This window comes from Sphingomonas sp. GW821-FHT10C01 (genome assembly GCF_059415525.1).
The window spans coordinates 781,779-803,202 of the sequence record NZ_JBWKNK010000001.1 but is presented as its reverse complement, the minus strand read 5'-3'; the positions used below and the strand labels follow the sequence as shown (position 1 = coordinate 803,202).

The 21,424-nt window shown below is 62.1% G+C and carries 17 protein-coding genes and 1 tRNA gene; 6 read left to right on the top strand and 12 right to left on the bottom strand.

Translation table 11 applies throughout. From position 1 onward, the window contains the following. The 8 genes from AC07M1_RS03800 to rpsU all read right to left on the bottom strand — a co-directional run bounded on the left by AC07M1_RS03800 (nucleotide 1) and on the right by rpsU (nucleotide 10,235). Nucleotides 1-1,374, bottom strand: coding sequence for a sugar transferase (locus AC07M1_RS03800; protein ID WP_495161231.1), 1,374 nt, complete (start codon nucleotides 1,372-1,374; stop codon nucleotides 1-3). Nucleotides 1,375-1,440: 66 nt separating this feature from the next. Next, the gene (locus AC07M1_RS03795; RefSeq protein WP_495161230.1) at nucleotides 1,441-3,084 is read right to left on the bottom strand and encodes a glycosyl hydrolase family 28-related protein; all 1,644 of its coding nucleotides are present in this window, start codon (nucleotides 3,082-3,084) and stop codon (nucleotides 1,441-1,443) included. A gap of 381 nt (nucleotides 3,085-3,465) precedes the next feature. Then, on the bottom strand, nucleotides 3,466-4,593 hold the full coding sequence (locus AC07M1_RS03790) for a hypothetical protein (protein ID WP_495161229.1): 1,128 nt from the start codon (nucleotides 4,591-4,593) through the stop codon (nucleotides 3,466-3,468). A 104-nt stretch (nucleotides 4,594-4,697) separates the two neighbouring features. Next, nucleotides 4,698-6,905, bottom strand: a complete 2,208-nt coding sequence (locus AC07M1_RS03785) for a GumC family protein (protein WP_495161228.1) — start codon at nucleotides 6,903-6,905, stop codon at nucleotides 4,698-4,700. A 10-nt stretch (nucleotides 6,906-6,915) separates the two neighbouring features. Continuing rightward, nucleotides 6,916-7,626: a polysaccharide biosynthesis/export family protein gene (locus tag AC07M1_RS03780; protein ID WP_495161227.1), complete on the bottom strand. Its 711-nt coding sequence runs from the start codon at nucleotides 7,624-7,626 to the stop codon at nucleotides 6,916-6,918. 55 nt (nucleotides 7,627-7,681) lie between these two features. Further along, on the bottom strand, nucleotides 7,682-9,049 hold the full coding sequence (locus tag AC07M1_RS03775; RefSeq protein WP_495161226.1) for an O-antigen ligase family protein: 1,368 nt from the start codon (nucleotides 9,047-9,049) through the stop codon (nucleotides 7,682-7,684). A gap of 279 nt (nucleotides 9,050-9,328) precedes the next feature. Beyond that, entirely contained in the window at nucleotides 9,329-9,934 is a 606-nt protein-coding gene (locus AC07M1_RS03770) for an FKBP-type peptidyl-prolyl cis-trans isomerase (RefSeq protein ID WP_495161225.1), read from the bottom strand. A gap of 94 nt (nucleotides 9,935-10,028) precedes the next feature. Further along, the gene (rpsU, locus tag AC07M1_RS03765; RefSeq protein WP_010162663.1) at nucleotides 10,029-10,235 is read right to left on the bottom strand and encodes a 30S ribosomal protein S21; all 207 of its coding nucleotides are present in this window, start codon (nucleotides 10,233-10,235) and stop codon (nucleotides 10,029-10,031) included. Nucleotides 10,236-10,459: 224 nt separating this feature from the next. Here rpsU and AC07M1_RS03760 point away from each other — a divergent pair, with 224 nt between their 5' ends. The 5 genes from AC07M1_RS03760 (at nucleotide 10,460) to AC07M1_RS03740 (ending at nucleotide 16,004) form a co-directional block, all read left to right on the top strand. Beyond that, a complete protein-coding gene (locus tag AC07M1_RS03760; RefSeq protein ID WP_495161224.1) occupies nucleotides 10,460-11,953 on the top strand; it encodes a S41 family peptidase in 1,494 nt (497 codons plus the stop codon). A gap of 148 nt (nucleotides 11,954-12,101) precedes the next feature. Continuing rightward, on the top strand, nucleotides 12,102-13,394 hold the full coding sequence (locus tag AC07M1_RS03755; protein ID WP_495161223.1) for an MFS transporter: 1,293 nt from the start codon (nucleotides 12,102-12,104) through the stop codon (nucleotides 13,392-13,394). Nucleotides 13,395-13,398: 4 nt separating this feature from the next. Continuing rightward, nucleotides 13,399-14,037 (top strand): PIG-L deacetylase family protein, encoded by a 639-nt coding sequence (locus tag AC07M1_RS03750; protein WP_495161222.1) that lies wholly within the window; start codon nucleotides 13,399-13,401, stop codon nucleotides 14,035-14,037. Nucleotides 14,038-14,104: 67 nt separating this feature from the next. Next, on the top strand, nucleotides 14,105-15,859 hold the full coding sequence (gene recJ / locus AC07M1_RS03745; protein WP_495161221.1) for a single-stranded-DNA-specific exonuclease RecJ: 1,755 nt from the start codon (nucleotides 14,105-14,107) through the stop codon (nucleotides 15,857-15,859). Nucleotides 15,860-15,929: 70 nt separating this feature from the next. Continuing rightward, nucleotides 15,930-16,004, top strand: a tRNA-Glu gene (locus AC07M1_RS03740). Nucleotides 16,005-16,287: 283 nt separating this feature from the next. On the opposite strand, the gene AC07M1_RS03735 is transcribed toward AC07M1_RS03740, so the two are convergent. The 3 genes from AC07M1_RS03735 to AC07M1_RS03725 are packed head-to-tail and all read right to left on the bottom strand — an operon-like array spanning nucleotide 16,288 to nucleotide 17,784. Continuing rightward, nucleotides 16,288-17,025, bottom strand: coding sequence for a GIY-YIG nuclease family protein (locus AC07M1_RS03735; RefSeq protein ID WP_495161220.1), 738 nt, complete (start codon nucleotides 17,023-17,025; stop codon nucleotides 16,288-16,290). A 33-nt stretch (nucleotides 17,026-17,058) separates the two neighbouring features. Next, nucleotides 17,059-17,313, bottom strand: coding sequence for a hypothetical protein (locus tag AC07M1_RS03730; RefSeq protein WP_495161219.1), 255 nt, complete (start codon nucleotides 17,311-17,313; stop codon nucleotides 17,059-17,061). A gap of 57 nt (nucleotides 17,314-17,370) precedes the next feature. Beyond that, entirely contained in the window at nucleotides 17,371-17,784 is a 414-nt protein-coding gene (locus tag AC07M1_RS03725) for a helix-turn-helix transcriptional regulator (protein ID WP_495161218.1), read from the bottom strand. Nucleotides 17,785-17,929: 145 nt separating this feature from the next. Here AC07M1_RS03725 and AC07M1_RS03720 point away from each other — a divergent pair, with 145 nt between their 5' ends. Next, nucleotides 17,930-18,166, top strand: coding sequence for a helix-turn-helix domain-containing protein (locus AC07M1_RS03720; protein WP_495161217.1), 237 nt, complete (start codon nucleotides 17,930-17,932; stop codon nucleotides 18,164-18,166). Nucleotides 18,167-18,573: 407 nt separating this feature from the next. On the opposite strand, the gene AC07M1_RS03715 is transcribed toward AC07M1_RS03720, so the two are convergent. Further along, on the bottom strand, nucleotides 18,574-21,321 hold the full coding sequence (locus tag AC07M1_RS03715; RefSeq protein ID WP_495161216.1) for a TonB-dependent receptor plug domain-containing protein: 2,748 nt from the start codon (nucleotides 21,319-21,321) through the stop codon (nucleotides 18,574-18,576). Nucleotides 21,322-21,424 lie beyond the last annotated feature (103 nt).

Genomic DNA, 21,424 nt, shown 5'->3' with positions numbered 1-21,424 from the left:
CTACTTGGCGCCAAAACCGCCAACCATGGTCGGTATGGTTCTAAATACGATGATCATGTCGAGCCACGCCGAAAAATACTTCACGTAGTAGAAGTCGTAGGCAAGCTTCTCATTGATGGCATCGAGATCAGTCACGTGCCCCTGATGAACCTGCGCCCAGCCGCTGATGCCAGGGCGGATGATATGCCGATAGCTGTAGAACGGAATTTCCCGCTCATACCATTGTGACAACGCCACGGCTTCGGGACGCGGTCCTATCCAGCTCATCTCTCCGCGCAGAATGTTCAGTATCTGCGGCAACTCATCGAGACGCGTGCGCCGCAAGAACCGTCCGGACCGCGTGATCCGAGAATCCTCGGCCCGCGTCATCGCGTCCTGGCGGGCAGCGTCCTCACTTTCTCCCACAACGCGCGACCGCATCGTGCGGAATTTGATCATTCTAAAGATCTCTCCGCGATAGCCCATCCGTTCCTGCATGAAGAAAGCTGGCCCCTTGGAGTCAAGGCGAATGACTATCGCAATGACAAGCATCGGAAGAACCAGAAACGGTATCAGGGCCACACATGCCGCAAGGTCCACAACCCGCTTCATCTTCCGATAGGCCAAGTTTGGCACCAACGAACCGAAGCTGTTTTCCGATAGATGCCCGATCGTGACCTTACCGGTCAGCGATTCCCGCAGCAGTTTCGAGTGATAAACCACGCGACCGCTGATGGCAGCTTGCGCCAGCAGACGCTCCCAGACGTCTTCGTGATCGTACCGAAAATCGGCAACAAGCATTGCGTGGGAGGGAGGCATCTCCGGGCGCTCGAACTCTTCCCACTGAGCACCCGCGATATCCTGCAACGCTTCCGCATCCCCGCCAGGCACGATGTAGAAGCATAGCCGCTTGGTTCGCTCCGCGATGTAGACCAGGATCACGACAACAAACACCGACAGCGCAAAGCTGCCGAGGAAGACTGACCGGCTGTAGGCCAAGCGCAATCCGAAGGTGAGAACGAGAGCCAGACCGAATGCGGCGGCAAGCGCAGGCAAAATGAACGCGTAGGAGCGAATCCCGGGGAAGGCATCAACCCTGCGAACCGTGATAAGGCCGACCAATCCGGCCAGCGCCGACGCAACCGCACTGTTAATGGCAGCGCGGTACGTATCAACCGTCATCACGCCGGAATAGACCATTAACGCGGGGATGCCGACCGATACGGCCCATAGTACCGGCAGCTGAAATCTCAGGCGGCTAAAGATCGATGTGCGGCTGGTGCCATGATCGGGATTACTCGCGGCTACTAGCATGATCTGCATTCCGTTGTCGGAAAAGGACCGTGTCGGCGGTCGGTAGAGGATGTCGGCGTCCGCGCCGATCCATCGCTTCACCTGGTCGGTACGTGCCCCGCCCAATAGTCGGGCAAGGGCTCGCAGTCGAGAGCTGTGACATCGAGATCAGCGCCCCTTCAGCTTTTCAATGGCGAGCGACATGCTGATTTCCGAGCCTGCGGGAACTGTCACCTCGCGAGCACCCGGATTGTGCAAGCCGATCGGAACCAGCGCGTAGCGGGATTGTCCAGTGGCGTTCTCATGGATGACATGGCGCTCAAGCGAAAGGCTACCGCCGCCGGGTTCCGTCGTTTCACGACGCCAGCGCAAATTGCCTGTCCCGACCAAGACATCTGCGCTCGTCACGCAGACGCTGCGGGAAACCAACGCAGAGCGCGACGGCACAAGGATGCGTAGCGTGTCAATCAGCGCGGGTCGTCCAGCAGCGACCGACATTGGCGTGGTGATACGAATCAAGTGCCCGAGCGGCGGACTCTGCAAACCCACACAGCGCACGACGCCCGCGGAAGACTCCGTCACGATGCGCCCGTTGATCGTCGGCGCGCTCTGAGCGTCCGCGAGCACCGCCATCCAGTAATCCTGTCCGCTGAACGAAGCATTCAGCATCATCGATGTCGATCGCTCAACAAAGATGGCCCCGTCATTGCTGCCAAGGCTGCCCGTAGACCAGAACGGCGTTGCGATCGCCCCGCTGATCGACACATTACGGCAATCAGCTATCGAGAACGCGCGCCCCATTGGCCGTTCGATTAGCCCCTCGAACGAAACATCCTCGCAGCGTTCAAGTAGCACTGCCGGACGCTGAACGGCCGGCGGCGGGTGATAGAAGCCGGCGCGGACAAGTTGAACGCCAGTCAGCGTGACGGCGGTACAGCCCCGCATCGCGAGCGTCGCCTCCGCTGTCTCGAACATCGTGGTCCCGACAATCATGACAAACGGGGTATCTTGAATTGAGACGGCGTTGCCTGAGCATTGGAAGAACCGGCAATTCTCGATCCGCAGGCCATCGCAATGCCGAGCTTCGACGACCACGCCGCAATGCACGGCCGCTACACATCCAGCTATACGGGGATCTCGAACTGGATTGAAGCCTGCAGTACGCGACACCATGCGCACTACCGTCGCACAATCATGTGCGCTCCAATCGACCAGCACTGGCATCTGGGCCGTACGGCCGCTGTCGGCGACCGCCGACAACCCGACCTCCAGCCCATGGAACGAAATGTCGCGGGCATTGAACTGAAGCGCGCCGACGATATCGATGCCGACGGTGCCGGCTTGGAATCCTGGCGGATAGGCCCATGCCGATTGTCTCGCCTTGCGCGAACGCAGCGCAAGACCCGAGATCTGAACATTGTTACTGTCTCGCGCATCGATTGCCGTTCCGGCATCGACAATAATTTCGGTTCGGCCAGCGGTAGGCGGCGGACCCTTTCCGCTATAGGGTTCCCATCCACCGCACCCGGCGCCGCGAAGGGCTTGGCCGTCGCTCAGACGAATAGGTGCACTGACACGAAAGCGTCCTGGTCCGAGGGTTACTACGTTCGCCGCTCGCAACGCAGCGGTTATTGCGGCATGATCGTCATGCCCACCATCACCCTTCGCACCGAATGCGCCAACATCGACAACCGCGGTGTTTGCCGCCCCCACTTCAGCGGCGGAAGCCAGGGACGAGACCGCGCCGACAGTGATCGCGGGCAACGCGCTCCCCATGAAGCCGCGCCGGGAAATTTCGATCAAAGCCGCCATTCGAGCTCTCCGGCTACGACCGGCTCTAGCGCCGCGCGTTCGTTGTTGAGCGAACCCGATCAGCGGCGACCTCGAAGGGAAGCGCAGCGTTCGCCATCGGGTCATAATTGCGATCGATGCGGTTTCGAATGCGCGACTGAATGCGGTTTGCCACGCGACCGGATACCCTTGCCATAGGTTGCACGCCTGCTTTGACGCTGGCATCCGCGGATGACTGACGTTGCCCCACTCGGCCGGGCGTCACTTCCGCCATCTCTCCGGCTCGCGGCGTTATGATCACAGGCTGCGGACCTGCTTCCGCAGCGGGCTCCGCGCTTTGAGCGAACGCGGTCATCGGCGCTACGCCAAGCACCATTATTGCCATGCGGACCGCTGACCTCATCATCGTTCCCCAACCGGGCGTAACACCGCCCGTACAATCTGTCCCGAGACGCCGCCTACTTCAGGTGACGCGCGAGCGATCAGCCGCAACAATTGTGCCGGGCAGTTGCTACCAACGACGAAATCGCCAGCAAACCTCCCGGCTTCAGAGAGTTCAACGCGGCCAATCTCGCGCGCATCGGAACAGACCAGAGCCCAATAAGGCCGCGTGGCAGCAGGCTCACGCATGTCTATCGCCTGCCCTTCCAGCCGATAGCGTCCCGGGGGGAGGCGTTGCATCTGCTGAAGCACGATGCCGCCGACAGACGACGGCACCGAGAACTCGAAAACGCCCCCTTCCGCTGTTCGCTGGATCGAGGCGTTGATACCCGCCTCGTTCATGACCGGCGTCCAGTCGAATACCGTCGGCTCGACGAGCTGCGCAGCGAATACCGGATCGCGCGACGCGCGAAGATCGGAACGCTCGCGAACCGTTTGATAGAAGAACCAGGCATCGGCAACGGCGCCGCGTGTCGCCAACGTGTTGATCAGCCCGGCCATGATGTCATCCGGGATTGAAACGCCACGCTGCAACAGCGCCTTGAACAACGCCGTGGTCGCACGCGGATCCGGACCGTTTACCGCAATGTGCCGAACGAACGGCTCGCCCCAAGGGGGACGCTTTGCAAGCAAGTCCGCGAGAGGGCGCATGATGGCCGGATCAGCAACAGCCACAGTTAGCACGGGAAACAATGTGTCGAACGCGGCTCTCGAAGTGCGCAACGCAATGTCATAGTTACGAAGCGCGGCGGATACGTCCTCCCGAGCCACCGCATCCTCGATCAGCAAGAAACGGGTACCAAGGTCACGTCGCGACAGCTCATCGGAATGAGCAAGCAGCCGTCGGGCCGCAGCGACATCGCCCCGCAGCTGGGCCTTAATTGCAATGACCGTCAATGCAGCTGGCGTGAGCGGTTCATCGACAAGCGCGCCGCGCGCGATCCGAACGGCCGGTGTATCGCCGCTGCTGGTCTTCTCGCTAACCACGAGTTGCCTGGCGAATTCGCCAGCAATCTTGCCATCATCGGGCGAGAGCGCATGCGCTCTCTCCAGCGATGAGCGGGCGACAGCGATCGCAAACGCCTGCACAAGGGAAATATAACCCAGCGCCAATGCGGCTAGAACAACCACACCTCGCACTGCCCATTCACGCGGTGAGCGTCGAAAGATTCCAGGAAGGCCGCGGCCCGCCATTACCGGCTCGTATCAGCTTCTGTGCGGCCATAGCCATAGCCGTACTCATATCCATAACCGTAGTGCGCCTTGCGTGCCTCGAACTTGGTGAGGACGCCGCCCAAGATATGCGCATTCGCAGCCACCAGACGCTGAAGCGCCGTCTTGACCAAGCTCGAACGGATTCCGTGCGATTCGACGGCATAGACAACACCCTCGACGCGACTTGCAATCAGCGGCGCATCGGCGAGACCCATAACAGGCGGGCTATCGATCACGACATGATCATAGCTCTCGAGCAGTCGCGTAAGGAGCAGCGGCAGGCGGTGACCGGTAAGCAATTCAGCAGCATTTGGCGGAATGGGACCCGCAGACATCGCCGTAAAGCCCAAGTCACGCATCTCGAAGGTCAGCTGCCCGATATCCTCCTGTCCGGTGAGGAAATTGCTGAGCCCGCGATCATGATCGACCCCGCCCAGCTGATGAACCGACGGCGAGCGCATATCGCCGTCGACGAGGATGACCCGCTTGTGCGTACGCGCAAGCATCGTAGCGATGGCGAGTGCTGTAGTCGATTTCCCTTCCGCCGGTCGGGTTGAGGTGACAGCAAGCGACCGCGGCACGCCGTGCTCGGTGGTGAAGCCGAGGCTGGTCTGTATCGCCAGATAGGCATCAACCAGATCGGACTTTCGATCCAACAATGCCTCACGTGGTTCGACATCTTCTACCTTAGGGACGGATCCGAGCAACGGCAGGCCGAGACGACGCTCCACCTCTCCAGGATCGGCTATCGCCTCATCCGTCTGTTCGAGCGCGAAGGCCACGCCGGCACCAATGCCCAGACCGACGACGAGCGCTACGAGCAAGTTGAGTAGAACACGCGGGCTAGACGGCTTTTGGGGCACATCAGCGGGATCGACGATCGCGACATTGTTGACGCCCACACCGCCAGCGACACCGATCTCCTTGAACCGTTGAAGCAGCCCGTCATACAGGGCCCGGTTGGTGTCCACTTCCTGCTGATAGATATTATACTGGATACTGCGGCGGCGCAGATCGAGATAATTCGACTTCAACCGCTCCACGCGCTGCCGGAGCGCATTTTCGCGCTCAGCTGCCTGGCGGTATTCCGCCTGGACCGATCCCGACACGCGGCTTTCCTCGCGAGCGAGCGAGCGATCGAGCTGATCGATTTGAGACTGGAGCGCACGCGCTGGTGGATATTCGGGCTCGAACTGAACCATCAGGCGCTGATAGTCAGCAGCGAGCTCCGCACGACGCTGGCGCAGCAAATTTATCGCCTGATTGCGCAGAGCCTCGGGTGACTGGCCGCTATTACCGGCTTCGCGGAAACGGGACTCAACCGCTATCCGGTCCGCAGTCGCCTGCGAAAGCGCGGTGTTCAACGAGGCCAACTCGTCGGCCACGATCGATCGTTCGGCGGTCGAGTTTTCGCCGCTGCCCTGGCTGGGCAAATTGATGATGCGCTGCTGCTCGGCATAGGTGACGAGCTGCCGCTGCGATTCATCCAACCGCTCCTTGGCCTGGCCAAGCTGCCGCTCGAGAAGGTTGCGGCCATAAGAGGTTGCCTGAACCTTGCGCTCCAAATTCGTTTGGATGAAATTTTCGGCCCAGGCATTGGCCACTCGCTGGGAAAAGTCTGCGTCGGGACTTGTAAAGTTAATCTCGACCAATCGCGACAGCCGGGTCGGCTCAATTCCAACATGCTTAAGGAGCACTTCTCCGGCGATCCGCTGGCGCGCCGCACGGCCGTCAGCAGTATATTGACCGTTGACCTCACGGAAAGCCACGTCGTCCTGGTCCGCGTCAAAGCGCTCGAAAAAGGCCTTGCTGTCGGTCAAACGAAGTTGAGCGGCGACGCGTTCAGCCAGAACACGCGATCGCAGCAGCCCGTATTGGGTCTGATAGAACTCCTGATCGGCAACGCTGGTCTCCCGCTCAACCCCTTGGAAGTTCGTCACCTGATTGGAATCGCGTGAAATCTCGATGGTCGACGTCGCCGTATATTTCGGCGTCATAAGCATCGTGATGACGAGGGCCAGAATGACGCAGATCGCCACCGCACCGGCGATGACATAGCGCCAGCGCAGCGCGATGCGCAGGTACTGGCGAATCAAGGGCACCGGATCGCCGCCTTGGGTGGCGACCGGCAGACCGGAAACACCCTGCGGAGCGGCAGAGGAAGACGCAAGACCGACAAGATTCATCTAAAACGCCTTATTGCACGATGGCGATGAGTGGGGCAGCGAGGATCGGAGCAAGTGAGACGATGTCGCGGAACAGGCGGCGCTGCGGTGAATCACCGACGATGATGACGTCATTGGCATAGACAGGCGGATCATCATACGCGCCACGGCGGATCGCGGAGATATCATAAAGGCCGGCCATGCGCTGGCTACCCACCGAACGCAGGATAACAACCTCCTTCTGGCGCGCAAATTCCGACAGCCCCTTGGCTGACGCGATGACACGCATCAGCGTCATCTGGTTGGTAACCGGATAGAGACCAGGCTCAACAACCTGACCGTCGATCGTCACGACCTGACTGACTGAACTCTTGATGTTGACCGTGACCTGAGGATCTCGGACGTGGCGCGCCTTGAGCGCCACCTCGATTGCGCTAGCGAGCTCCGCAGCGGTCTTGCCCCGCGCATCGATCGTGCCGGCAAGCGGCATCGCAATGCGGCCGCTGGCATCGACCTGCATCTCACGATCGAGGTCAGAGATGCCAAATACGCTCACGCCGATCATGTCGAGCGGGCCGATCAAAGCCGGCCGATCGGCGGCCACCAGATCCCCGCGCTCCGGCGGGGGCAGCACCGAACTGTCCTTGACGACGGTCAAGCTGCCGCTCGACTGAAGTGGTTCTGGCGAACCACAGCCCGTCGCCACAAGCGCAAGGCACAGAACAGGGATCAAAAAGCGCATGCGCGTGACTATTCCGCAAAATGAGTTTGAATCCGCCGCTCTATAGATTCGGCGATCACGCCGGTAAAGCGGCCTGCGGCTTGCCGACATTCGCGCGCGCCAGCCAGACCGCGGCAATGACGACGACAGCCATGATTGTGGGCGTGCGCGCCGGATAGTCGGTGACACTCGCCACAAATACGAGAAAAATCACCGAAGAACCAAGACGCCCCAAGGAGATCGCGTCATTTGGCGTCGAGCGCCAGACTCGAATCGTTGCAACCAGCCACCAGAGGATACCAGCCGCCAGAACGGCGATTCCGGCGATTCCCCCGTCGAGCGCAATCCCGAGATAGTCGTTATGCGCCTGATTGAAGTAGGTAAATTTGAGTAGCTCCAGCGGCTCATGAATGCGGAACACGGGATCGAAGCCGCCAAAACCCGATCCGAATGGCATATAGGTTGTGATCATTGACAAAACCGTCGGAAGTGCACGCGATCGCATGTCACCACTGGTTTCGAGTTCCACAAGGCGGTTGATCGCGTCAGCTCGATCCGCGGCGAAACTTAGAGCAACGAAGCCGATCACCACCAGCATCACAGCTCCGATCAATACGGGAGGCAACCAAGCAGGCGCCCCGCCGAGACGTCGCCGCAACCGCCGACCAACGAGCATCAGAGACACGGCAAGCGCCAGCCCGCCGAGCAAAATGCCGCTGCGCGAACCCGTCGCGAGAATCGTCAGCACAAACAGCAAGATCAGTCCGATCGCCAACGGCCCGCGCCATCGCAGCGCCTCATGGTCCGCGAAGGCCCACACCGGCGCGATAAGGCAACCGATCGCGAGCAAAAGCGCGAAATGGTTACGATTTGCGAAGATGCTGCTCACTTGACCCGGCGTATCGTTCAGAAGCGGGTTGTTGAACGATACCCCTGAGAATTGGAGCAGTCCGAGAAACACTGCCGAGCCGATCATCACCAGCAGGATCGTTGGCAGCCAACGATACACACGCTCGTTTGCTTGCGTGAGAACCAGCAGCATCGTCACGGGCACGACCAGCGAGGCAAGCGCGTTCCGTGTTGCGCCCGGCGTCATCGTCCAAGGGCGCCAAGGCACCGGCTCGCCCGGGACCAGAAGGATATCGCGGCCGGGGAGTGACTGCCACCAGGCCGGAGGCAAGGGGATCAACTGCACGAGAGGAAGCGCAATTGTCGCAAGGAGGAGGAGAAGCACCGGCCGCGTACCAGCCAACACCGGCCGCGGACCCGAAAATGCAGCGACGATCAGGAGCGCCCAACATCCGGCACGGACAATAACCTGCCCCATCACGTCGGCACGCGTCGCGCCGCCCGAGACCCAAAGCAACACGACCAACGCAATTGCGAGGACGAGGGGGAGATCGGGCGGAGAACGGAGATGTTTGGTCGAGTGCGCGTAAGCCATGGTCGCTCCGTTAGCCGATCGGCGCATTCTCAGGAAATGTGGAGTTGGTAATTACCCGTGGAGCGCAATCGCCCGAACCACCCGCAACGTCAATCGGCAATTTACCTTCGCGCTGCGTATGAAATGGCGCAATACCGAGGACTAAGGGACGGGGTCGCCCATCCCGATGAATGAGCTCATTACTCTACGGTGACGGCAATCTGTCCGCGCCATGTCACCTCGTCGCACCAACCCTCCAGAAAGGGGAAGGTCGGTGGAAAAGGGAATCCGCGCAGCCCCTCAGCGCCCCGGCTGCTCGCCACCCGGCACGCTGCCGCCCATCTGCTGCTGTTGCTGCATCATCTGCATGAACTGCGCCTGCGGCATGAATTCGAACAGCTCGACCTCGAACACCAGCAGCGAGTTGGCTGGGATCACTTCCTTGCCCTGCTGGTCCTTGCGCGCCTCGGCGCCATAGCCCAGCTCGGGCTTGATCCACAGGCGGTACTTGCCGCCCTTCTTCATCAGCTTGAGCGCTTCGCTGAAACCGGGGATCATGCCGGTTACGGGGAGCGGAGTCGGCTGCTGACTCGCATCGAACTGCGTGCCGTCGCGCAGCGTGCCCTTGTACATCGACAGCGTGATGTCGCCATCGGTCGGGCTGCCGCCCACGCCTTCCTTCAGCACCTGATACTGAAGACCCGACGCGGTCTCGATCACGCCAGTCTGGCTCTTGTTGGCCGCCAGGAACTTGTCGTTCGGCAGCGCACCGCGAATCGGCGCCGTGTTGGTGCCGAACCACGCCAGCGCGACCGCGCCCGCGATCGCCAAGGCGACCCCTGCCCAGAGCCAGGCGAGATAGCTGCGCTTGGTCGGCGGAATCGGCACTGCGGTCACGGACGACATGGATCAGCTATCCCGAGTTACCGCGCAGGCCGCACGGCGGAAAGTCACAAAGGTCACACCGCCACGCACATGTGCGCGTGGCGGGAACGGCACCTTAACGGGCGCCGTCGCGCTCCATGCGCTTGCGCTCGAGCTTGCGCGCACGGCGAACCGCAGCAGCGCGCTCACGGGCACGCTTCTCGCTCGGCTTCTCGTAGTGACGGCGCAGCTTCATCTCACGATAAACGCCTTCACGCTGCAGCTTCTTCTTGAGCGCCCGCAGCGCCTGGTCGACGTTATTGTCGCGAACGATGATCTGCATAAGCCGGTCTCAACTCCGAATCATATTCAATAGAAATGGGTTCGCCGAGGCATTTGCCCCGGGCGTTGGGAGGCGCCACTAGCAGGGAGGTCCCGAAAACACAAGGGCACTTGCCCCGATCCCGCTTGCCTTTTGCCACGCGGTGGAGATGATCGCCACATTGTCGTGGCGCGGTGTTGCCGGCGGAGGCCGCCAACACCGCAGCATTGGGGTAAGTTACTGACATGAAGCGCGTATCCAGCAGCATCGTCCGCCGCATGACGGCAATGACCGCGACCCTCGCATTGCTTGCCGGATGCGGCGGCGCGGGCACCGGCGTCGTCGGTGGCGGTGGCGGCGGCGGAAGCGGCGGCGTCGCTCCAACCCCGACTCCGACTCCCTCGACCGGCACCTGCTCGCTGCGCTCGCGACAGGACTGGGTCGCCGCGCGGATGAACGAATGGTACCTGTTCCCGGAGACGTTGCCGAGCGGCCTCAACCCCGCCGCCTATTCGGACGTCCAATCCTATCTCGACGCATTGACCGCGACCGCGCGGGCACAGCGCAAGGACCGCTATTTCACCTACATCACCTCGATCGCCGAGGAGAACGCCTACTATAATTCGGGATCGAGTGCCGGATACGGCTTCCGTCTCGCGCTCGACGGATCGAATCGCCTGGTCATCACCGAGGCGTTCGAGGGCGCACCCGCGCTGGCCGCGGGCATCGACCGCGGGACCGAGATCCTGGCGATCGGCACCAGCGCGTCAAACCTGCGCACCGTCGCCTCGATTCTCGCGAGCGAAGGCTCGGCTGGGCTCAACAACGCGCTCGGCACCTCCGCGGTGGGTACGACGCGCACCTTCCAGATTCGCGACACCGCGGGCACACGCAACGTCACCATCGCGATGGCCGACTACAGCCTGACTCCGGTGTCCACGCGCTACGGCGCCAAGGTGATCGACGATGGCGGGAAGAAGGTCGGCTATATCAACCTGCGCACCTTCATCACCACGGCGGAGACCCCGCTGCGCAGCGCCTTCGCCAATTTCAAGGCGCAGGGGATCACCGAGATCATCATCGACCTGCGCTATAATGGCGGCGGACTGATTTCGGTCGCGGACCTCATCAACAACCTGCTGGGCGCGGACAAGACGACATCGACCGTCGCCAATTATGTGAGCTTCCGCACGTCCAAGGCCTCGAGCAACAACGAAACCGTCTATTTCGCGCCCCAGCCGCAATCGATCACACCGACCCGCATCGCATTCATCGGCACCGGTGGGTCGGCCTCGGCGAGCGAATTGGTGATGAACACCTTCATCCCCTATCTCGGCAACCGCTCGGCACTGATCGGCTCCAACACCTATGGCAAGCCGGTGGGGCAGATCGCGCTCGACCAGACGGCGTGCGACGATCGCCTCCGCGTTATCGCCTTCGCACTGGAGAACTCGAACCGCCAGGGCGCCTATTATGACGGCCTTGCCGGATTCATGGGCGCAACCTGTCGCGCAAGCGACGATATCACCCGCCAGATGGGCGATCCGGCCGAGGCATCGACCCGCGCCGCGCTCGACTTCCTCGCTGGGCGCACCTGCACGCCGATCAGCGCTTCCGCCTCGGCCAGCGCACCCGGCCTCAGCCCGCAAGCGGCGCGCGAGCGGATCGAAGCGCCGATGGAGCTGCTGATGCCCAACCGCCCGACCACCCCGCAGCGCGAGGTGCCAGGGGCGTTCTAGGGACGCCGCACGCCCTCCCTGAATTTTCGTCACCCCGGCCTTGTGCCGGGATCCACCGGGAGGCAAGCTCGGGCGAGAGGCTTCAGGTCAGTCCTCGGGGAACCGTGGACCCCGGCACAGGGCCGGGGTGACGGTTGAAGGGGATTGAATGACGACGACCAACGAAACCCTGCAGACCCGCCAGCGCCTCAAATCCATCCTCGGCGGCTCGGCGGGCAATCTAGTCGAATGGTATGACTGGTATGCCTATGCGGCCTTCACCCTCTATTTTGCGCCGCACTTCTTCCCCAAGGGCGACCAGACCACTCAGCTGCTGAACACCGCCGCGGTGTTCGCGGTCGGCTTCCTGATGCGGCCCATCGGCGGCTGGCTGATGGGGGTCTATGCCGACAAATATGGGCGCAAGGCGGGGCTGACGCTTTCCGTCTCGCTGATGTGCGCGGGGTCGCTGCTGATCGCGGTGACGCCGGGCTATGCGACGATCGGCGGGTTGGCCCCGGCATTGCTGGTGTTCGCACGGCTGATGCAGGGGCTGTCGATCGGCGGCGAATATGGCGCCAGCGCGACCTACCTCTCCGAAATGGCGGGCAAGAAGCATCGCGGCTTTTTCTCGAGCTTCCAGTACGTCACCTTGATCTCGGGCCAATTGATCGCGCTCACCGTGCTGCTGATCCTTCAGGCGGTGATGAGCGAGGCGGCGCTGGAGAGCTGGGGCTGGCGAATCCCCTTCTTCATCGGCGGCGCGCTGGCGGTGATCGTCTTCTGGCTGCGGCGCGGGCTTTCGGAAACGCAGAGCTTCGAGAACGCCAAGGCCGAAGGGCGCAAGACCGGCGCGCTGGCGTTGCTCAAGGAACATCCGGGCGAGTTCCTGCTGGTGATGGCACTCACCGCCGGAGGCACCCTCGCCTTCTATGCCTATTCGATCTACCTGCAGAAGTTCCTGGTCAACACGTCGGGCTTCGACCGCGAGACCGCGTCGGAGATCAACGCGGCGGCGCTGTTCGTCTTCATGTGCATCCAACCGCTGGCCGGAGCGCTGTCCGACCGGATCGGCCGCAAGCCGCTGATGATCGGGTTCGGGGTGCTGGGCGTGCTCTGCACCTATCCGATCTTCACCGCGCTGGAACAAGTGAGCAGCGTGTGGGCGGCGTTCGCGCTGATGCTCGGCGCGCTGGTGATCGTCACCGGCTACACCTCGATCAACGCGGTGGTGAAGGCGGAGCTGTTTCCCGCGCATATCCGCACGCTGGGGGTCGCCCTGCCCTATGCGCTTGCCAACGCGATCTTCGGCGGCACCGCGGAATATGTCGCGCTCTGGTTCAAGGACGCCGGGTGGGAGCGCGGTTTCTATTGGTATGTGACCGCGATGATCGGCGTATCGCTGGTCGTGTATCTGCGAATGCGCGACACGCGAACGCACAGCCGCATCCTGGAGGATTGATGTCGTGAGGCCGCGCCTTGGCCATCCACGCGCGGCGCTCATCGTTGCGCCACACCCGGACGACGAATTGATCGGCGCAGCCGGACTGATCGCCTGCCTCAGGTACCGAGGCACGGAGGTCCACGTCGCTGTGGTGACCGATGGCGCGGCGTCACACCCGAACAGCATCAAATGGCCCCGCCGCAGGCTGATCGCTGCGCGCCAGATGGAAACGCGCCACGCGTTGCGCCGGCTGGGGGTGATGCCCGCGTCGATCCATTTTCTGGGCCTGCCTGACGGCGGGACCACCGTGGACGATTGCCGCCGCGTCCTTGCCCGGCAAATCCGCCGCTTGCCCCGGCTCGACCTGATCGCAGGCCCGACACGCGACGATTCGCATCCGGATCATCAGGCGGTAGCGATCGCGCTCGATACCGCCGGCAAACATCTGCGCTTGCTTGGCTACCGGGTCTGGCCGCCGCAACCGCTCCGGCGCGGACGCCTCGCAACCCTGCCAATCAGCTCCGCGGCAAAGCGATCGCTGATCCGGCTTCATCACACTCAGCTCGGCCATATTCGCGATGATCCTGATGGATTTCAGATCATGCCCCGCGAACTGGATGCGTTTTCTCGACCGCTGGAACGCTATGTGTCGCTGCGATGATCGTTGAAGGAGGCACCAGACGGCCGCGGCGATTCCCCTGCCCGCCGATCCGCGCTAAGACCCTCGAATGACTCCCGTGCTCAACGTCCACAGCTCGATCCTCGGCCAACCCTGGCGCTGGCGCGGACTGGAGACGGATGCGCGCGCCCCCGGTTTCGCGCCTGACGATCTCGTAACTCAGTTGCTGCTGACGCGTGGCTGCGCGCGTGAGGAGCTGGAGGCGCACCGCAACCCAAGCATCCGCGCCTTCATGCCCGACCCCTCGATCTTTCGCGATATGGACGTGGCCGCCGAACGGCTCGCCGACGCCGTCCAGCGGGGCGAGGCGGTGACGATCTTCGGCGACTATGATGTCGACGGCGCGACCTCGGCCGCGCTGCTGATCCGGCTGCTGCGTGATCTGGGACTCGACCCGCGCGCCTATATCCCCGACCGACTGATGGAGGGCTATGGCCCCTCGGGCGAGGCGCTGGTGCGGCTTAAGCGCGAGGGCGCCGACCTGATCGTCACCGTCGATTGCGGTGCGATGGCGTTCGACGCGCTCTCCGAGGCCCACGATGCGGGCGCGCAGGTGATCGTGGTCGATCATCACAAATGCGCGTCCCAGCTGCCCGTCGCGCTGGCGCTGGTGAACCCGAACCGGCTCGATGAGGAAGAGGGGCGCGATCACGGCCATCTGGCCGCGGTCGGCGTCGCGTGGCTGCTCGGCGCGGGCCTGGTCCGCGTCCTGCGCGGGCGTGGCTTCTTTGCGAATCGAGCGGAACCCAAGCTGCTCGACCTGCTCGATATCGTCGCGCTGGGCACGGTGGCCGACGTCGCCGCGCTCAGGGGGCTGAACCGCGCCTTCGTGGCGCAGGGCCTCAAAGTGATGGCGCAGCGCCGCAATATCGGGATGAACGCCCTGATCGAAGCGAGCCGGCTGACCCGCGCGCCGACCGCGACCGATCTCGGCTTCGCGCTCGGGCCGCGGATCAATGCGGGCGGGCGCGTCGGCAAGTCCGATCTCGGCGTGCGACTGCTAACGACCGAAGACGCGGACGAGGCGCGCGGGATCGCCGAGGAGCTCAACCGCCTCAACGAGGAACGCCGTGCGATCGAGGCCGAGGTCCAGCAATCGGCCGAAGCGATCGACGTCAGCGGTGCAGTAGCGGTGGTCGCGGCGCGCGGCTGGCACCCCGGCGTGATCGGCATCGTTGCGGGGCGGCTCAAGGAGAAGCTCGGCCGTCCGGCGATCGTCATCGCCGTAGGTGAGGACGGGATCGGCAAAGGGTCGGGCCGCTCCATCGCCGGGGTCGACCTCGGTGCGGCGATCCTCGCGGCGAAGGAGGCCGGACTGCTGATCGCGGGGGGCGGCCACGCGATGGCGGCGGGCGTGACCGTCGCCGAGGAGCGGATCGCCGAGTTCACGGCGTTTCTCGAAGCCAAGCTCGCCGAAACCGTCGAACGGGCGGCGGGGGAGCGCGCGCTGCTGCTCGACGCCGTGCTCGCGCCGGGTGGGGTCAATCCCGATCTGGTCAACGCGATGGAGGCCGGCGGCCCCTATGGCATGGGGTGGCCCGCTCCGCGTGTCGCCGCCGGTCCGGTCCGCATCATCAAGTGCGATATCGTCGGCAATGGTCACGTCCGCGCGATCGTCGCGGGCGAGGACGGGCGCAGCATCAAGTGCGTCGCCTTCCGCGCCGCCGACACCCCGCTCGGCCTCGCGCTACTCGGTGCACCACGCGATCGTAAGCTATGGATCGCCGGCCGCGCCAAGATCGACGACTGGGGTGCACGGCCCGCGGCCGAAATTCACATCGAAGACGCCGCCTGGGTCAATTAGCGCACAATTTGAGGTGAAATGGCCCTTGACCCAGGCGCATCCGTTGCCTAGTGCGCGCCCTCGCCTTCATGGCCCCTTCGTCTAGCGGTTAGGACGCGGCCCTTTCACGGCTGAAACACGGGTTCGATTCCCGTAGGGGTCACCACCTTGAATTTGCACGATTTTTTCGTGTTTTTCATGTGTGTGTTAGCACATTTGGATGTCCTAACTCGGTGGTTTTGGTGCGCTCTAATGCGCCCAAGTTTTCCTCAGATCGACGCGACAAACCACTCCGCCATCTGATTTTCTTGTTTGTTTACAGACAGATATAGAGCCAGAGCCGTGAGCCCGGTCAGGCACGCAGTTATCACATCGGTGTTTCCAAAGCGAAAGCACCGGTTCACGCTTCTATCTGCGTGAAAACATCACGCATCGGGCCTGCGCGTACTTCACTGAAATGTCCGGCGGCAGAACGCCTTTACGTCCGCTCCGGTTAGGGCGAACCATTCACCATTGGCGCGCTTGTCCGCGAAACGTCGATGCCAATATGCCTCGATGCCTGAAGGATCGTCGGTGCGGATCGAGTGAATGAGGGTCACAGCTTCCGGCAGCGCAATTCTGACTTCGCGAAATCTGCGCTCTATGTCCTCGCTGCGCCCAATCTTGTAGTGCCGCCCAGATTTCAAAAGGTAGACAAAGCCGTCGCTAGTGCCGGCAGTTTCGACCCGCTTTGCATCGGGTCGGACCAGAAAGTCAGCGAGATCGCTCCACTCTTCGTCCCTCTCCGCAAGGTCCAACAACGCGGCGGTCAAATCAGCGTTGGTCCGAAAGTGGCTATCCACTGTCGAGTGGCTCGGGAAAGATGGATCGCTCCTGCGCTGCATTTTGATTTCGGTGCGCGTAGGAAGGCGGCCTAGCTGGCGCGCGAAGGCTGCCAACTTGAGTGCCATATCATCTGTAGCAAGCTTTGAGTTCCACTCGTTCGCGGCGAAACCTGCTTCAGCAAGCGCATCGCTCCACCTCAACCAATGCACCCCGCGCCACTTGGCAGAGCTGATACCCGTCAATTTTGAGAACAGGTTTTGCCCGGGCGCGACGCCGCCGTTGTCGGCGGCAACTCGCCTGATCTCACTGAGGATGAAGTCCTTCATCGCGCCGATAATATCGCCGGTTTGCTGACCGTCCACTGCGCCCTAGCAAACTCTGATTTGTCACTGTCTCTATCGATAGGGATTATCGTCCCTAAACGGCTTGCCCATCAGCCTCGCCGCTGACACTTCCGCCTGGCACTCCTGCTGGTCCCTCCAACCGTGTTGCTGTCGGTAGGAATGGTAGGTGCAGCGCTGCTTGGGGTTCATGGAAGCGAAGTCTGGCGTCTCGCTCTGCGCTATGAGGAAAACCACCGCGCATGCTGCGATGACGCCGCCAATGATCCAGGTCTGGGTTGCGCGCGAAATGTCCTTCTTCGGCTTCACTCGATAATCTCCGATATGATCCTGGTATGTCCGCGCGCAACTGACTGGCGACACGCGCTATGCCCGCCGCTTGCGCCGCTTCTTGCTCGGGAATGACGGCGTCATGTAGAGCGCCTCAGCGGCATGATCCGTCGGCGATGGCTGACTGCTCGTCCCATCAGACTTGTTTTCGATCCCCGATACCGCGTCCGCCCATTGATCCAGGATCTTACGATCCCACAGGCATCGTCGTCCGATCTTGCGCGGGTACGGAAGATTGAACGCCCTCCATTGCGTCTCAAAGAGCCGCTCGCTGATGCCGAGATATGCTGCGGCTGTCGGTTGATCGAAGAAGCGGGGCTCGGGACGAGCAACATATTCCCATCGGGCGGCAGCGGACGCACGCGCCTTAAGGCCATGGTCGTTCTCACCCACGAGCTTCAGACGATCGTCTGCTTCGAGCCAACCGCACAGCGGGCTCTGCCCGAGCACGATCCGCCCCTTCCCCGATCAGTTCCCGCAGTAGCGTCTCACGCCACATACATCTTACCCCCGAACCTGATCGGAGGAATACCCGATTTTGGGGTAAAACCAAGAGGGTTCCTAGCTCGCTCCACACTGTAGCGGAGCGTGACCTTTGCCCATCAAGAGCATCCAGGACGCCCGCTATCGCGAGGCGATCGATGCTCTGCGCGGGCAACGTCAAACGTCCAACATTACCCAAGCAGAATTGGCACTGCGGCTCGGACGCTCACAGCAATTCGTGTCGAAATACGAGTCTTTCGAGCGGCGCCTGGACGTCATCGAGTTTATCGACATAGCGAACGAGCTATCGCTCAACTGGAACGAAATCCTGGCCGACGTCACACGTTGACCCCGCCTGACCAATGGCATTTTCACACCGACCCGGTGCTTTCAGATCGACCGCTTTTTCGATGTGCGGACCTAACATCATATTGGATTAGATTGGATAGTTCCCGCACATTTGTGGCTTAAGAATCCCAGCAAATCTGCGGTTTCGTCCATGCACGGCTGAAACACGGGTTCGATTCCCGTAGGGGTCACCAAGCGATTTCAAGGGGCTAGCGCGGCAAACGCGCCCGATATCGAACTTTCGCCGAGGATCTGGACAGGCGCCTTGGTGCTTCTGCTGGCGGTTCGTCACATTTTCATCAAATATCGAAACATCGCGCATCGTAGGGATACGCGACATTCCAACCCACGCTCGCTTGAACACTCTCAGGCTCCGTGGCGGAAGAGTGTCCACGGAGCCCTGACAGCTTAAAGGGGGCTGCCTCCGATCTTATAGGTCAGCTGCATGAAGACGCTGCGGCCCACACTGTCGAACCAGCTGGTGTTGTAATAGGGATAGCTGGTCCAGGTGTCATCCTTGACCGGCTTGGTATCGAACAGGTTGCGGACCGTCAGCGACCCGCGCAAGTTATCGGTGAAGTCGTACTGCACGGTTGCGTTGAACAGGGTGCTGGCCTTGAGGAACGCGTCCTCGTCATAGTTGGGCAGCTTGCCGAGCCGCGTGCCGGAGACGGTGACCTTCAGCCCGTCATGTGCCCAGCTGATGCTGCCGCTCGACTTGTCGCGCGGGATGTAGAAGCCGCTGTCATACGCCAGCTTGTTCTCGATCGGATCGCCCGGATACTGCTGATAGGTGTGCTTGAACACATGGGTATGCGCTAGCGCCAGGGTGAAATCGCCGATCCCGGTCGGCAGTGTGCCGCGGAAGGCCACGTCGATCCCGCTCGTCGTTTCGCGCGAAATATTGATCGGGTTGACGCGAATCGCTTCGATGCTGCCAGCGGAACCGCCGCTGGCGAAACGCCGGACCCGCGCGATCGCGTCCTGGCAGGTCGGTGAATTGGGGTCGAGCGCGGTCCTCCCGGCGCCGTCGGGGCGGCAGTTCGCCTCGTCACGGGCGATCTGGTTGACACTCAGGTCGGTGACCTGATCATCGAGCGTGACGCGGAAATAATCGACCGAGATATGCAGGCGGCTCGATGGTGAGAACACCAGCCCGGCGGTCAGCGACTTGCCCGTTTCCGGCTTGAGGCTGCGGTTGCCCGTGCGGTTGGAGACGATGTCGGTGTCATAGTCTTCGCAGTCGCTGACCCCGGCCCCCGGGGTATCCTGCCGACATGCATAATAGTCGACCACGCTGCTCTCGACGTTGCCCGGACCGGTGAAAACATAATGCAGATCGGGCGCGCGGAAGGCGGTGCCATAGGCCGCACGGAACAACAGGCTGTTGGTCGGCCGGATCTCGATCCCGCCATTATAGGTGAACTTACCGACATTGCGGTCGGCAAAGCCGAAGGTGTCGTAGCGCCCGGCGCCGGTCAGCGTGAGGAAGTTGAGCACCGGCACGCGCAACTCGCCGCCGATCGCGGCATGGCTGCGCGTGCCCGCGCCGTCGCTGTCCTTCCAGCTGAAATAATAGTCGGTCAGCGCCAGCGGGTCGGGGCGCAAATTATAGCCCTGCTTGCCATACTCGGCGACCGCCGCGAACCCGACCGGCCCGGCGGGCAGCTGGAACAACGCGCCGTTGGTCAGCGTCGCCTGAGCGTTGCTGGTCCAACTATAGGGGCGATAGACGGTGTCGGCGGAAATGCTGGCATATTCGGCGGGCGTCAGCGCCCTGTAGAGCCGCGCCGGATTGGCATTGTAGATCGGATATCCACTATCCGCATCGATACCGAGCCGATCGCCCAGGAACAGCTTCTGCGCCTTGCTGTTGATGATCTGCGGCCAGCGCACGACCGACTGGTAGCGGCTGTAGTTGAACGACAGCTCGTAATTCCACACGCCGCCGACGGTGCCGCGGATGCCCGGCGTGATGCTGTACGTCGTCTGCTTGATCCGCTGCATCTGGAAGCCGCCGGTTTCCTCCGGCGTGAATTGGCGCCCCCAGTCCTCGACCTGACCGGTAAAGCTGTTGAAGAAGTTATTGTCCGCACTGCTCGACGCCTGCTCGAACGACCAGCTCGTCACGTCGTACATCAGACGGACCTTGCTGATCCCCAACTGGAAGTCGGCGAACAGCTTGGCATTGTCCGACAGCTCGTACGACATGGTGCCGAAGCTGTTGAAGCCCTTACGGCCCGACACGATCGTCCCATAGGCGATCGATTCCTGACTGCCGCAGAACTCACCATAGCGCGGACGATTATATTGGCGGATGGTGCCTCGGTTGAGTCCCGCCAGCGCGGCGCAGGCGCCTGCTGGCGGCGTAAGGTAATCGACATCCTCATTGGCGCGATAGAAGGTGCGCCGCGCCAGCGTGGTCACCGGATTGTCCAGCGTGCTGTCCTGGATATCGCGATCGAACGCCCAGAGTGGCCGCTGGTCGAGATATTCGATGCCACCCGCGATATTGAAACGGCCGGACGACCAGCCGCCCGTCGCGGTGATGCGATGCGACAGGCCGCCGCCATGTTCAGTGCGACCGTGGCGATAATCGAGCGTGATGCCGTCCAGCTTCTCCTTCATCTTGAAGTTGATGACGCCGGCGATCGCGTCCGAACCATAGATCGCGGAAGCCGCACCGCTCAGCACCTCGACGCGCTCAATCAGGCTGACAGGGATGTTCGAGATGTCAGTGAAGTTGCTCCGCCCGATATAGGGAAGCGGAAAGTCCGCGATGCGACGACCATTGATCAGCACCAGCGTGTGGTTCGGCCCCAGGCCGCGCAAGTCGACCTGCTGCGCGCCCGGTGTAAAGTCGGAACTGCTGCCCGATTGCGGACTTTGCGTCGCGCCGCTGTTCTGTGGCAGGGCGGCCAGCAGTTCGGGGACGTTGGTATAGCCATTCGACCGGATGGTATCGGCATCGATAAGGGTGACGGGCGCCGGTCCCTCATCCTTGATCGTGGGAATGCGTGACCCGATCACGACCACTTCGCGGGGTTCTTCCGCTTCGGCGGGGGCATCCTGCGCAAAGGCGGGTGCGGCGAGTGCACTCACACAGCAGCCAATGGCCAGATGAACCCGAAACGCGCGGCGCATCGAATATGTCATATCGCTCCCCTTTTGCACGCCAGCCGACCTCCACCCGTCGAGATGACGGTACGGAAAGTTCAACATATCGTCTAAATTGGCAATCAAATTATTGCATGCTGCG